9 protein-coding genes and 1 pseudogene are annotated in these 14,918 nt (G+C 45.3%); 5 read left to right on the top strand and 5 right to left on the bottom strand.

Going from position 1 to position 14,918, the window contains the following annotated elements; all coding sequences use genetic code 11:
- Positions 1 to 50 precede the first annotated feature (50 nt).
- From CH367_RS18750 to CH367_RS18730, 5 genes are all read left to right on the top strand, one after another.
- The gene (locus tag CH367_RS18750; protein WP_100764017.1) at positions 51 to 3,383 is read left to right on the top strand and encodes an efflux RND transporter permease subunit; all 3,333 of its coding nucleotides are present in this window, start codon (positions 51 to 53) and stop codon (positions 3,381 to 3,383) included.
- A 172-nt stretch (positions 3,384 to 3,555) separates the two neighbouring features.
- Positions 3,556 to 3,771, top strand: a complete 216-nt coding sequence (locus tag CH367_RS18745; protein WP_100764016.1) for a hypothetical protein — start codon at positions 3,556 to 3,558, stop codon at positions 3,769 to 3,771.
- Positions 3,764 to 4,024, top strand: a complete 261-nt coding sequence (locus CH367_RS18740) for a type II toxin-antitoxin system RelE family toxin (RefSeq protein ID WP_100764015.1) — start codon at positions 3,764 to 3,766, stop codon at positions 4,022 to 4,024. Before CH367_RS18745 ends, CH367_RS18740 begins: the two co-directional genes overlap by 8 nt.
- Positions 4,025 to 4,118: 94 nt before the next feature.
- Complete coding sequence (locus CH367_RS18735) at positions 4,119 to 5,693, top strand: FAD-dependent thymidylate synthase (protein ID WP_100764014.1); 1,575 nt, start codon at positions 4,119 to 4,121, stop codon at positions 5,691 to 5,693.
- A 55-nt stretch (positions 5,694 to 5,748) separates the two neighbouring features.
- The gene (locus CH367_RS18730) at positions 5,749 to 6,930 is read left to right on the top strand and encodes a M20 metallopeptidase family protein (RefSeq protein ID WP_100764013.1); all 1,182 of its coding nucleotides are present in this window, start codon (positions 5,749 to 5,751) and stop codon (positions 6,928 to 6,930) included.
- Between the two features lie 42 nt (positions 6,931 to 6,972).
- Here CH367_RS18730 and CH367_RS18725 read toward each other — a convergent pair whose 3' ends face one another.
- The 5 genes and pseudogenes from CH367_RS18725 to CH367_RS18710 form a co-directional block, all read right to left on the bottom strand.
- The gene (locus CH367_RS18725; RefSeq protein ID WP_100764050.1) at positions 6,973 to 9,582 is read right to left on the bottom strand and encodes a SpoIIE family protein phosphatase; all 2,610 of its coding nucleotides are present in this window, start codon (positions 9,580 to 9,582) and stop codon (positions 6,973 to 6,975) included.
- 264 nt (positions 9,583 to 9,846) lie between these two features.
- A complete protein-coding gene (locus CH367_RS21095; RefSeq protein ID WP_341865111.1) occupies positions 9,847 to 10,059 on the bottom strand; it encodes a tetratricopeptide repeat protein in 213 nt (70 codons plus the stop codon).
- Between the two features lie 264 nt (positions 10,060 to 10,323).
- Positions 10,324 to 12,396, bottom strand: a pseudogene (locus CH367_RS18720) (SpoIIE family protein phosphatase); the annotation flags it as partial.
- A 194-nt stretch (positions 12,397 to 12,590) separates the two neighbouring features.
- On the bottom strand, positions 12,591 to 13,883 hold the full coding sequence (locus tag CH367_RS18715) for an aminopeptidase P N-terminal domain-containing protein (RefSeq protein ID WP_100764012.1): 1,293 nt from the start codon (positions 13,881 to 13,883) through the stop codon (positions 12,591 to 12,593).
- On the bottom strand, positions 13,880 to 14,911 hold the full coding sequence (locus CH367_RS18710) for a glycosyltransferase family 9 protein (RefSeq protein WP_100764011.1): 1,032 nt from the start codon (positions 14,909 to 14,911) through the stop codon (positions 13,880 to 13,882). The genes CH367_RS18715 and CH367_RS18710 overlap by 4 nt, the downstream gene beginning before the upstream one ends.
- Between the last annotated feature and the right edge of the window lie 7 nt (positions 14,912 to 14,918).

The raw sequence follows: 14,918 nt of genomic DNA, 5'->3' as shown, positions 1-14,918 counted from the left end.
AAACGGCTTTCCTGTCCATATCGACAGATTTTTGACCTCCGTTCGCAAACATGATAGATAAACTGATCCGCACTTCCATAAAAAACAGGGCCCTCGTGTTGGTGCTGACCTTCATGGTTACGCTCGTAGGGATCTACAACGCATTCTTTCTTTCCATCGACGCGATCCCCGACGTGACCAACGTTCAGGTTTCCGCGGTCACTACTTCTCCCGGGCTTTCTCCTCTCGAAGTGGAACAGTTCATCACGTATCCAATCGAGATGGAATTCACCGGACTTCCGAACGTCACAGAAATCCGTTCGATCTCGAGAACGGGTGTGAGTTCGGTGACGGTAATCTTTAAGGACGGAACCGATATCTACTTCGCGAGACAACTCGTGAACGAAAGAATCAAACAAGCGGAAGCGATCATCCCTCCCGGCTACGGAAGACCCGAACTTTCTCCGATCGCTACCGGTCTCGGTGATATCTACGAGTTCGTATTAACGTCTGACAGACATTCTCCGGAAGAACTTAGAACGTATATGGACTGGGAACTTTCCAGAGACGTGAAGTCCGTGGAAGGAATCATCGACGTAAACATCATCGGCGGTCAGGTGCGTCAGTATCAGGTGAAGATCGATCCGAGAAGACTCGCGGTTCACAACCTAACTCTATCACAAATTTATGATAAACTCGAATCCGCGAATCAAAACACGGGCGGCGGTTATATTTCCAAAAACGCGGAACAGATCGTCATCCGCGGAGAAAGTCAGTATAAATCCATCGAGGATCTGAAGAACACCGCGGTCACAACCGCAGGGGACGGGATTCCTCTTTTACTCGGTCAGATCGCGGAAGTTGAAATCGGCCCGGCTCTTCGTTTCGGTCTCGTGACAAAAGATTCCAAGGGAGAAGTGGTCGGAGCTACGGCCATGATGCTCATGGGTCAAAACTCCCTCGAGGTCGTAAAAAGAGTTAAGGTAAGAATCGAAGAAATTCGGGAAAGGCTTCCACCCGGTATGAAGATCGAAACCTTCTACGATCGTTCCGAGTTTATCGGAAGAACGTTAAGCACCATCTTCACCAACTTGGCGGAAGCGGCCGTGCTCGTCGTCATCGTTTTGATTCTCGCGCTCGGTACGGTAAAGGGCGCGTTACTCGTCGCTTTGGCGATTCCGATTCCGATGCTCGTCGCTACGATTTTTATGAACGCGTTCGGAATCGTGGGAAACTTGATGTCCCTCGGAGCTCTCGACTTCGGGTTGTTAGTCGACGGAACGATCGTAATGCTCGAATCGATTCTTCACGGTTTTATTTTGAAACGCGCTTTCTACGAGATGCAGACAAAACTCGAAGACAGAGAACTCGCCGCGGAAGAAATCATCACGGACGCTTGCGTTCGAGTCGGTCGCGCGGCAACGTTTTCGGTTGCGATTATTCTACTCGTGTATCTTCCTCTGATGAGTTTGGAAGGTGTGGAAGGAAGAATGTTCAAGCCGATGGCGATCACGGTCGCACTCGCACTTGCCGCCGCACTTTTGTTCTCCCTAACTACGTTTCCTGCCGCCGCGAGTATTATTTTTAAGAATCCGGTTTTTCATCACAGCAAGTATTGGGACATCATCACCGAAAAATACAAACAGCTTTTGGATTTCGGAATGTCTCGCAAAAAGGAATTTTGTTACGCCGGAATCGGGATCGTCGTCTTCGCGTTGTTAATCGGAACGACCTTGGGTTCCGAATTCTTACCGAGAATCGACGAAGGAGAGATCGCGGTCGATATCAAACGCCTTCCTTCCACTTCGATCAACTATTCCAGAGACACCAACTCAGATATGGAAGCAGTCTTAAAAAGATTTCCGGAAGTCGTAAGCGTGGTTTCCAGAATGGGTCGGGGAGAATCCGCCGCGGAACCCGTGGGAACGGACGAAGGCGAAGCGATGGTCAAGCTCAAACCCCGCAAGGAATGGACGAGCGCGGACGATCGGGACGAACTCATGAACAAGATGAAGGATGAAATTCTTAAGTTTATTCCTTCGAGTACGATCAGTTTGTCTCAACCGATCGAGAACCGGGTCAACGCACTTCTTTCCGGTTCCAAAGCCGACGTGGTCATCAAGATTTACGGGGACGATCTTGTTAAACTCAAGGACATCGCGGCTCAGTTCGCGGGCAAGTTGAAAACCGTTCCCGGGGTTGCAGACTTACGCGTTCAAAGAGTACTCGGTCTTCCTCTTGTCGAGATCAAAGTCGATCGCGAAAACATGGCGCGTTACGGAGTTCAAGCCGAAGAAATTCTCGCGACGGTGGAAGCGCTTCGTCTCGGAAGAAACACCGGAAAGGTATTCGAAGGTTTTAAACGATTCGATCTTGTCGTTCGTCTGAAAATCGACGCGACCGATTTGGAACAAGTGGAGAATATTCCAGTCTTTACATCGACGGGTTCCACGGTGCCTCTCGGTCAGGTCGCTGAAATCAAACTCGTCGAAGGTCCTGCGGCGATTTACAGAGAATCTCTCAAGCGAAGAATTATGGTGGAAACCAACATTCGAGGAAGAGACCTCGTCGGTTTCGTAAACGAAGCGCAAAAGGCCACAGCCGAAATCGAAAAAAATCTTCCTCCCGGTTATAGAACCGATTGGGGCGGTCAGTTCGAGAACTTCACAAGAGCAAAGGAGCGTCTAACGTTAGTCGTTCCGATCGCGCTCGCGATCATCTTCTTTATGCTCATGGCCGCGTTCGGAAGTATCTACTACGCGTTAGGCGTCTTTATTGTGGTTCCGCTTGCGGTTTCGGGAGGAATCATCGGTCTTGTATTCAGAGGTCTTCCGTTTAGTATTCCTGCGGGAGTCGGTTTTATCGCGGTTAGCGGGATCGCCGTTTTGAACGGGGTCGTTTACGCCTCCACTCTCAGGGAAGAATTGGAAAAGGGAGCCTCGATCAGCGACGCTGTTTATCTCGCAGGAATCCATTCTCTTCGTCCGGTAATGACAACCGAAATCATAGCCGCGGTCGGGTTTATTCCGATGGCAATTTCTACGATGGCGGGTGCCGAAGTACAAAGACCTCTCGCAACTGTGGTCATCTTCGGAGTCATCGTCGCGACCGTATTCTCGCGGGTTCTACTTCCAATAGTAATGGAATATCTTTTGAACCTGAATGAAAGTCAGGAAAGAAGAAAATCCGCCAAACGCAAACTTTTGGAAAAACGCGCCTTCGGAAATCATGGACAGAATTTTTCTCATGACAACAACGAATGGTTGGATGCGCACGCGGAACATTCTCACTTTCAAGATGAACCTAAGGAAATCATGACTGAAAAAGATTCTTCGGAATCGGATTCTAAGGAAGTTCGAAAAAAGAAGAAAGTTTCTCCGGCAAAAAAAGGAAAGAAGAAATAAGTTTAGCAAAGTCCGTTCATCACCGATCTCGAAAGGCGTTTAAAGAACAAAACAAGAGTTCAGAGAGAAACAATGCCAGACGATTAGAGGATTGGACCGACAAACTTCTTTTTCTTCGCTGAGAAAAAATTTCTCTTGATCTAGATTTTTTATACAATCCAATCAAAGACGTATGAACTCCCAACCTCAATACATTACCGATGAAAAAGGAAAAAAACTTTCAGTCGTTCTTTCTATTCAGGAATACAAAAAAATTCTCGAGAGCCTGCAGGAACTTGAGGACATTAGACTTTACGACGAAGTGAAAGCAAAACGGGAAAAGTCGATTCCGCTCCAATCCTTCTTAAAGGCAAGATCCGGTAAAAAGAATAAAAGACGAGATGTCTGAATATTCCATTCTTCTTACCCAATCCGCCGCAAAGCAACTCAACAAACTTCCCGAAAACATCGCCGACTCTTTGATTCAGATCATTCAAGGCCTCGCCCAAAATCCGAGACCGATCGGATCTAAAAAATTAAAAGGAAGAGAAGGTTTTCGCATTCGCAAAGGCGATTATAGAATCATCTACGATATCGTAGATCGAAAACTCATCGTTCATGTCATCGCGATCGGACACAGAAAGGAAATTTACGAGAGGTAGGGCGAAGTCCGAGTTAAAAAAGAGTTTTCTCCGAACTTTCTCCCCTCAGGATTGTTCTACACGGGACATAGTCCGTCCCGCCCGGAGACCCCCGATGTTAGCCCAAAAACCGATCGTTTCACTTCTGGATCATAGCAAGGATCCGTTCAATCTCGCAATCGCGACGGCCAGGACCTGCTATTCATCCAAGGGAATCCTACTTCCTTCCGACATGACCGCGTCGGAAAAGTCGATCGAGATCCGCGACCGCGTGGCCAAATCCACCAAAAAGGCCGGACATCTTACGACGCGTCAGCATCCACAATTCATCTTCACACTCGACAAGGTTTCGAGACAATTCGTTTGGTCCTTTTTACATTCTCATCCGTTCTACAACTCCGAACAAGTTTCCCAAAGATACGTGGAAGTCAAAAAAGAGAACTACTACGTTCCGTCGGAACTCAGCGGAAAGCTGTTGGAACTCTACCTCGACGCTGTGGACTTCGCAAGTCAGGCATACTTCACATACACGGAAACCTTACATCCGTTCATTCAGGAAGAATACTTCAACATCTACAAGGCCCGCGCGAATTATCCGGACAAGTGGCAGGCTCCGATCAAAAAGAAATGTTTGGAAGTGGCACGTTATCTGCTACCGCTCGGAACGTATACGTATCTCTATCATTCCATCAACGGCCTGACCCTTCATCGTTATTACAGACTTATGAACTCTTATGACGTTCCGGACGAACAAAGAGCCGTAGTTACGGAAATGGTCAATCAGGTTCGAGCAATCGATCCTCTGTACGCGGACGAGATGGACGATCCGATTCCTCTCGAAGAAACCACGGAATATAAATACTTCGATTCTATGTTCGGTTCGGGCAAACGGGAATATCATCCCGAAATCGCATCCGCATTCGTAAAAGAATTCGACGCCGAACTCGGAGGAAGATATTCCAAACTCGTTTCTCATTCTTCGAACGGCCCGGAAATTCTCGCACAATCGGTTCGATCTATATTAGGAATTCCTAAATCGTCCTTGAACGATCAAGATGCGATCGATCTTGTTTTAAATCCGGCTAAGAATAAACATCTCACCTCCACGTTGAACGAAAGTTCAATGAGTCCGATCACAAGAGCGCTTTTTAACGTTCAATATTCTTTTCAAAAAAGAATTTCACACACCGCGGACAGTCAGGATCAAAGACACAGAATGGTTCCCGGCGGAAGACCGGTTCTCATGTCCCAATACGCGGGCCAACCGGATTACATCACTCCTCTTGTGGTTCAGAAATATCCGGAACTGAAAGAAAAATACGATTCCGCTTTGAATCAAATTTTCGAAAAGCTGAATCGTTTTCTCGACGCAGGCGGTTCCCCCGAATACGGAACGTATCTTTTACCGAACGCGTTTCCGATTCGTTTTTACGAAAGCGGGGATCTTCTCAATCTTCATCACAAGTGGAGATCCAGAACCTGCTACAACGCTCAGGAAGAAATCTTCCAAGCATCCGTAGACGAACTCACCGATGTGATGAAGGTTCATCCTCAGATCGCGAAATGGATCAAGGCTCCGTGCTGGGTCCGTCTTCAGGGAGAGGTCAAACCGTATTGCCCCGAAGGCGATCATTATTGCGGAACTCAAGTGTGGAAACGGGAATTATCCGAGTATTCGAGGGTCATTTAAAGTTTCTAAAATTCTTTCCGAAAACCCTTCCTAAGGGTAGAATGGTCCAAGAATTATGAAACTCACAGTGAATCCGGGCCGAACCGAAGAACTCATCCGTTACAGAAGACAGATCCACAAACATCCCGAACTTCGTTACGAGGAAGATCAAACCTCGGGGTTCGTGATCGATCACTTAAAACAACTCGGACTTTCTTTCCAGGATAAGATCGCCAAAACCGGCGTCGTCGCGTTGATCGATTCCGGCAAACCCGGAAAAACATTGCTCGTTCGCGCGGACATGGACGCTCTTCCCATCTTCGAAGAATCTCATAAGGATTATAAATCCGTTCACGACGGCGTTATGCACGCTTGCGGTCACGACGCGCACACTTCCATTCTGATGGGACTCGCGACTGAAATCAAAGAGGATATCAAATCCATTCTTCCCAAGGGAAAAGTTTTGCTCGTGTTTCAACCCGCGGAAGAAGGCGGACAAGGCGCGGACAAAATGATCGAGGAAGGAATATTAGAAAAATATAAAGTAGACGCGGCCCTCGCCCTTCACGTGTGGAATCATATCCCGGTCGGTAAGGTCGGAGTTGTAGACGGTCCGATGATGGCCGCAGTCGACGAGTTCACGATCAAAATCTCGGGAATCAGCGGTCATGGCGCTATGCCGCAACATACGGTCGATCCGATCGTGGTCGGAGCGCAAATCGTAAGCGCGTTACAAACCATCGTTTCCAGAAACACGGATCCTCTCGATTCCTGCGTCGTTACCGTGGGAAGTTTTCACGCGGGAAACGCGTTTAACGTGATCCCCGAAACCGCAGAACTCAAAGGAACCGTAAGAACGTATTCCAAAAAGATGTTCGAAGAAGTTCCGGGAAAATTGGAACGAGTCGTGAACGGAATCGCGTCCGCTCTCGGAGCCAATGTTACAATCCATTACGAAAGAACGAATCAACCCACGATCAACGATTCACACATGGCGAACGTAGTCCGTAAGGCTTCGCTTAACATTTTAGGTTCCGGAAGTGTGACCGAAGAGAATACCAAGTCCATGGGCGGAGAGGATTTCTCCGCGTTCCTTATGAAGGTTCCCGGTTGTTATTTTTTTGTCGGTTCCATGAACGAAGCGAAAGGTTTTGTTCACCCTCATCACAGTTCCAAATTCGATATCGACGAGGATTCTCTTTCGATCGGTCTTAGCGTTTTGAAGGAAGCGATCCGGATTTATCTCGAAGAAAATTAATCCGATTTCGTGTCTTTGTTTAAAAACTTAAGATACTAAGGCCTAAACGATTCCCGCGCTCGAATTTCCGATCGCCCGTTTTACCGCGAGAGCGTGTTCGTATTCGGGTGTGATATCAAGCGCGCGATCGACCAAATCCTCGGCCAACTTGAAATTCTTCAACATACGATAAAGATCAGCGAGATTGATCAGGTTTCGGATATGATCCGGTTCCAATGAGAATAATTTTTCTCCGATCGCAACCGCCTCGGCGTAGTTCTTATTGATCTTAGCACAATACGAAAGATAGTATAGATATTCGCATTGATCCGGTTTGATAAACAAAAGCCGCTTGAAACAATTCTCCGCACGAACGTATTGTTTTTCCTTCATATAACTTTTTCCGAGAAGCCACAACGATTCCTCGTCCGCAATCCTAAGTTTTTGAACGTTCTCCAGAACCTCGATCGCCTTTGTGTATTCGTTCGTTCTTAGAAATTCCTTGGCCGTCTTCAATTCCTTTCGGAAATAATCCTCTCCGTAAGAAAGACCGTTCGCTAAAACCGGAATATACGAAATTTTTAATAGAGTAAAATCGTCCGTCAATTCTCCCTGTTTGACGATATGAGAATGGATTTCTTTTAAATCGCCGTCGGCCTCTTCCACTCTTTTCAAGAACGCGGTCTCGTCCTCGTTTAAAATTCGGGAATCACCGTCCATTCCCAAAAGAATATCGTCCCTTCCGTCCGAACCGAGAATCAATACGTCTCCGTTTTCCATTTGAAATTCTTTGACTGAAAAAAGGGTTTCGTTGCCGGGAATTCCGAGCTTTCTAAGATCCAATTCGTCTTGAATAAAACTCGCCTTTCTATCCCTGTATAAAACCGCGTTCGGATGTTCCGCGTTGATAAAAAGAAGTCTGCCCGTTCCCTCTTCCACAAGTCCGAGGATCGCCGAGATATACATGGATCCGTCGAAGGATTCGAAGATACTTTGTAATTCCTGAAAGGCTCGTTTCAACCACAACTCAGGAGTTAAGAGGTTCAATTCGGTGTTGATCGTTCGAGCGAGAATGGAATTGAACACCGTTCCCATTACGAGCGCGCCACCCGCGCCTTGAATGGACTTACCCATCGCGTCTCCGTTTACAAACGCCGCATAACGTGTTTCTCCGAGTTTTATGTTCCCGGAAATATTGATGTCTCCTCCGATTTCGTAGGTTCGATTCTTAAACTCGAACGATTTTTTCTGTTTGGTGTAAAAGTCGGTTTTGATCACGGAACTTCGGTTATGGTTCGTGGAAAGAGGATTGATCAACAGCGAGGTCAGAAAGTAATCCGCGTCCTGTTGAATCTTTAGAGTTTTCACCTCGGTCAACGTATCGTTCAATTCTCGCGTTCTTTGGATCACTTTCTTTTCCAGATCCTCGTTGAGTTCCTCGACGACCTTATTCAAACTTACGTAACGATTGGCGAGAATGGTGGCGACACTCAGGATAAAAACGAAAAACGCATAAACGAGAAGTCTCGGAAAAAGAATTACGTTTCGGGTCGTCAGCGCGTCGATCGTGGACGCGATCACGACGATCAAAACTGCGATCAAAATCAAAAGCGCATCCTTTTCCTTTTCGATCAGACGTTTTACGAGATAGTAGAGCATATAACCTACGTAGGGAAGATACAACATCTGAACGACGTGTTTGTTGACCTGGCTGTATAAATTCACGTCGTTCGTGACGAGATAAAAACATCCGATCAGAATGAAGATCACGTCCAGAACGTTCGTAACCGCGGCCTTCGGAAATTTGAAATAGAACCGGTTAAACCGATAAGCGACCGGCATCAAAAACGCAACCGCGATATATTCAATTTTCTTTAAATAGATAAGATCGATTCCTATGTCGTATTTGGTCTGGTTTCTTAAAAACTGATAGATCACGAGAAGAACCGTGAATAAACCGTAATAAAAATTCTCCTTACTGGATCTTTTTCTCAGATAAAGAAACAAAAAGAAAAACCCCACAGTGGAATACACGATCAAAAAACCGAGCTTGAGATATTCTCCGTCGTAAAAATCCTTATAAACAAGAAACGCGTTTCCGATTTCGGTACGATCCTGTTCGATCCCGAGTTTTTTAGAAAAGAATCCCTGTACCTTTATGATCAAAAGATTCTCCCCTCCCTTGACGATCAGCTCCGTGGGAATCGAATACACTCGGATCTTATCGTAAGCTTGAGGTTTATCGGCTTCGTTGAAGTCTCCCGTTTTGCCGATCAGAACTCCGTTCAGATACGTTTCGTCCTTATCCGAAATCGTTCCGAGTCTTACCGCAAGTCCGGCGACGGACCAGGACTTGGGAGCAATGAATTTTTTAATGAGAAATGCGGTTTTGGTGTTCGTATCGGAATCTTTCAGAATGTAGACCCCGGGAATCTTATGTTTTACGGTTCGAAAGTTTTGCGATTTGTTACCGCTCAAATAGGATTTGGAAAACGCGATCGGATCGACTTCATCGGTGGTGACTTCCCAACCGTGGAGTTCGGTTGAATTCAAACTCGTCACTGTTTCAAAGGATTCAATTTTTTGAATGGACTCCGAAGAGACTTCTCTTGCGGTCAAAAAACAAAAAAGTAAAACAAGAACAAAAATAACCTTTAAGCGAAAACCCGACATTCTATCTATCCCCCACAAAACGCGACTTAAAAAAGAATCCTTAGAACCTTCGAAGAAAATTCGAGGACTCATCTTAAAATTCGCTTTAAAGATCCGCTCAAACGATGCTAAGCAGAAAGTCGTATTTGCGAGAAAATATTTATCTACGAACGTTCGGTGTGTTTTTATGGAATAGAACGGTTCGCTAATGTCATAAATTTCGAGTCCGCTCTAAGGACAATCAGAAATTTATTAATCGGACATGGAAGAATGCGAGGTCGGTTTTTAGTTTCCGGGTTCCAGAGAATTTTTTACCTGAATCGCTTTGGAGTTTTCCGGATCCAACAATAGGGCCTTTCGAACAAAATTGATCGCACGATCTTGAATATTCAAAATTTTATATATATCTGCGAGGTTGATCAGATTTCGAACGTAATCCGGATCGTGGACAAACGCCTTTTCGCCGATCTCCGCGGCCTTTTGGTAAAACTTCAACATCTTATAACAAAGGGAAGAATGATAGAGATAATCCGCGGATTTCGGATTGATGCCCGTTAAGGTTTCCCAATAACCGACGGATTTCGCGTAATCCTTTTCTTTGAGATAAAATCTGCCCAAAATTTTCAGAACGTTCTCACCCTTTCGATTGATTTCAAGGGCCCTTTCCAAAAGATCGAGTCCTTCCCGAACACGATTGTTCTGAAGATAAGAACTTCCTTTTCTAAGGATCTCTTCGTAAGAATCCGAACTCTTCCGGGAACCGGAAGTTTCGGCTCTTTCAGGATGATACGTGATCTTCAAAAGAGTAAAGTCGTCCACGAGGGCGCCGAACTTTATAATTCTATCATATACTTCCCGAAGATCCGCGGAACCCTCCTCGACTCTTTTTAAGAATTGATTCTGATCCTCGTTGATGATTCTATCTTCGGCATTGCCGATCAAAAGATCGTCCCTTCCATCCGAACCGATCACGATCGTATCTCCGGGAAACATCTGAAATTTTTTGATCGCGAGATGAAGTTCGTTTTCCGGAATCCCGATCTTTCTCAAGGTTAATTCCTCTTCGATATACGAGGCGACGCCGTCTCTGTATAAAACCGTCCAAGGATGTTCCGCGTTTATGTAATAAAGAAGACCCGAATTCTCCTCCACCAAACCCAAGACGATGGAAATATACATGGAACCGTCGAAGGATTCGAAAATCTTTTGGAGTTCGAGAAAGGCCTCCTCCAACCATTTCTCGGGACTTTTGTTTCGTTGAGCGGGGATTCCCGATCGAGTAAGAATGGTGTTGAATACGGTTCCCATCACAAGAGCGCCTCCCGCGCCTTGGATGGATTTTCCCATCGCATCACCGTTGACGAATACGACGTATTTTTTTCCGTTCAATTCCACGTTACCCGAAATCAGAATGTCTCCTCCGATCTCGTAGGTCTTATTCTTAAACTCGAACGATTTTTTCTGTTTTGTGTAGAACTCGGTCTGAACAACTTCGCTCGTATTCTTATTGGAGGAAAGCGGGTTTATCAAAAGGGAAGTCAAAAAATAATCCGCGTCCTGCTGGATCTTGAGACGATTGACCTGTTCCAAAGAAAGTTTCAATTCTTCCGTACGTTGTTCCACTTTCTTTTCCAAGTCTTCGTTGAGATCTTCCACCTCTTCGTTCAGACGAACGAACTTATTGGCGAGAATGGTCGCGATACTCAGAATAAAAAAGAGAAACGCATAACCTACGATTCTCGGGAAAACGATCACGTTTCTCGCACCCAACGTATCCAAAACAGCGGCGAGAGTGGTAACGATCACTCCGATCAGAATCAGAAGCGCGTCCCGATCCTTCGTCATCATTCGGCGGATCAAAAAATATAGAACGAGCCCGACGTAAAGAATCCAACCGTATTGAACCACGTGTTTGTTTAGAAAGTTATAATGGATTACGTTGTTCGAAACGATATAAAAAAGCGTAAAACAAACATAAACCCCGTCCAAAACGTTCAAAAGAAGATTTCTGGAATACTTAAAATAGACTCGGATAAAATTCGCGAAAATAGGAACCAAAATCGTCAGAATGATATATTCCAACTTTTTCATATAGATGAATTCGATTCCGAGATCGTATTTGATCTGATTTCTCAAAAATTGATAAACGACAAGAAGAATCGTGAAAAGACCGTAGTAAAGATTCTCCCGATCCATACGTCTTCGAACGTAAAGAAAAAGAAAATAACCGCCGACTGTCAGATAGATCATCAGCAAAAGAATCTTCACGTATTCCGCGCGGAGCAATTCCCTCTGCATCAAGGAAGCGTCTCCGATCGCGGTTCGATCCTGTTCGATTCCGATTTCTTTTTGAAAAAACTTCTTCACTTCGATGACGAGAATGTTGGCCTCGCCCTTTCGGATCAAATGATTCGGAATCGGATAAATCCGAATCTTATCGTAAGCCTGCGGATAAACGGAGTTCATATCGCCCGTCGCACCGATCAGAACTCCGTTGAAATACGTTCTATCCTTATCGGTCAGAGTGCCGAGACGCACAGCGATGCCGCTTGTCTTCCATTCTTTGGGAGCGATGAATTTTTTAACGATGGTTACCGTTTGAATCGATTCGTTCGAAAGTTTGAAAACTCCCGGAGCCTTGTAAGGCAAAAAAGGAATCTTGTCGTAGTCCTTCTTTCTTTCCAAATAAAAACGCGAAAAAGACACAGGATCGATGGATGCAAGCGCGATCTCCCAGTTGTGATCGGTGGTCGAATCCAAACTGACCACTTCGTCTAACGTGGAAATCTTTTGTATCGATTCCGAAAAAATCGGATTTGTAATCAAAAAGATAAATGATAACGAAAGGTAATAGAAGAACAATTCTTTCAAACCTCAAGAAACGATATAACTAACGTTTCTCCCGGTTTCGACAAGGAAAAAAAGAAAAATTTGGGGAACTTACAAGTCGTTTAATAAAATAGGAATCTTTTTCTAAGCGGTTTTAGAACGATCGAAACGCAAAAGACGTTTAACGCGGAAGAAATCGTTTATCCGTTCTTTCTCGCTTCGATTTCATCCACCTCTTTGGGAATCATGGAAGTCAGATTCACCGGACTTGCACCTTGCACAAGAACGTCGTCTTCGATTCGGATTCCGATCCCGCGAAATTTTTCGGGAATTTCAGGATCCGTAGGATCGAAGTAAAGACCGGGTTCGATCGTAATGACCTGACCGTTTTCCAGTTTTTTGGAAGAACCGTTTTGGTAATACGTTCCAACGTCGTGGACGTCCATTCCCAGATAATGACTGGTTCTGTGCATATAATACTTTCTGAATGTTCCTTTTTCCAAAATGGAATCGACGGAACCGTCCAAAAGACCGAGATCCTTTAAACCTTCTACGAGCGTTTTTACGGCCTGATTGTGAATCGCGACGAACTCGACTCCTTCCTTTGTGCCCGCAACCGCTTCTTTCTGCGCTTTTAAAACGACTTCATAGACAGCCTTTTGTTCGGATGAGAATTTTTTGCCCACGGGAAAATTTCGAGTAACGTCCGCGGTATAATATCCTTTTTCCGCGCCGCTGTCCACAAGCACGAGTTCTCCTTCGTTCAACTGACAGTTGTTAGACGTATAATGAAGAATCGTCGCATTCTTTCCACCCGCGACGATATGTCCGTAACCGCCACCCCAGGCTCCGTGTTTTAGATATTCGGATTCAAGGATCGCTTCGAGTTCGTATTCGAACATACCCGGTTTCGATTCTCGCATCAATCGTTCATGACCGAGGGCGGTGATTCTTGCGGATTCTTGCAAAGCGGAAATCTCGGAAGGAGATTTGAACATTCTCATCCAATGCAAAAAATCGGGAGATTCGATTCTTCTCGGACCGAACTTACCCTCTCTCGATCTTTGATTGAGGGAATGAATCCACTCGATCAGTTTCGTATCGCGAACGAGATCCCTTCCGAAAAAATGAAATAGAGTATGTTGATTGAGAAGAATCTCGTCGAGTTTGGATTCCCATTCGACCGTATCGAATGTTTCGTCCAGATTTAAAAGTTCCTTCGCCTTGTCCTTTCCGATCCGGATTCCCGTCCAGATCTCTTTTTCCTTGTCCTTCGGAAGAACAAAGATCGCTTTATAAGAATTTTTTAATATTAGAATACCGTCCGATTCATCCAGACCGGTGAGATAGTAATAGTCCGAGTCCTGACGGAATTTATACTCAACGTCTCGATTTCGAATCAGATGAGAAGCCGCAAAAACGATCAGGACCTCTCCTTCTTTGAGTTTTTTTTGAACTTCCGAGATTCTTTCCTGATAAACGTTCTGAGTCATTTTGAATTTCCTTTCTCTAATTGGACTGCGGTTTCGAACATTTTGTCCGTGTCCTGTTCCATCATACAGCGAAAATGTCCTTCCGGACAAACCCTTCCTCCGTGAATTCCGCAGGGACGACAATACAATCCGGAGATCTCCGAGATAAAGGAAGAATCCGCAAGCGGAGTATAACCGAAATCGGGAACGGTCGCGCCAAAGACGGCTAACGTGGGAATGTTAAACGCCGAAGCGAAATGGATCGGGGAAGAATCGTTGCTGACCATCAACGCGGCCTTGGAAACCAAAAACGAAAGTTCGGGAAGATTGGTCTTACCCGCGAGATTGATACCGAAACCCGCACCCACTTCCTCGCAAAGATCCACGTCCGCCTTGGAACCGATGAGAACCACCTTCTTACCCGTTTCTTTCGCGAGACGTTCTCCCAAACTTCTGAACTTAGAAGCGGGCATACGTTTGGTTTCCCAGACGGAACTCGGTGCGAGCAAAAAATAGTTTCCGGTTTCGAGACCGTGTTCCTTCATCAAAACTCGAACTCGGAAAACGGATTCTTCTCGCCAAAAAAGTTCCGGACGTTTTGGTATATTAGAATATTCTTCTTTGCTATACAAGAGAGAGAATAGTTTTTCGACCTCGTGCATTCCCTTTATGGGTCTCTGAATTTTTTTCGTCAGCAAAAAGGAAAAACCGGCGGACTCGTAACCGATTCTCACCTTGGCGCCGCTCGCAAACCCCATTAAGGTTGAACGAAACGAAAAATGCGGAAGAAGACAAAGCGTATAACGTTCTTTTCTAAGGTTCCACAAAAAGGAAAAGAATTTCCAGAGCGATTTTTTAAATTCCTTTTTATCCAGAGGAATCAACCGATCTATATGGGGATTGGCTTCGAGTACGGACTCGGTTCCTTTGTTGACCACAACCGTAAGATTCGAGTTCGGATATTTCTTTTTGACTTCCCGAAAGAAGGAAGTCGTTAAAATCAGATCGCCTAAAAATGCGGTCTGAATCAGAAGTATTTTTTCGTTCACTGTCAAA

This window comes from Leptospira barantonii (genome assembly GCF_002811925.1).
GTDB classification, from domain to species: Bacteria; Spirochaetota; Leptospiria; order Leptospirales; family Leptospiraceae; genus Leptospira; species Leptospira barantonii.
Note: the sequence above shows the minus strand (reverse complement) of the source record. Positions and strands in the feature narration are given on the sequence as shown.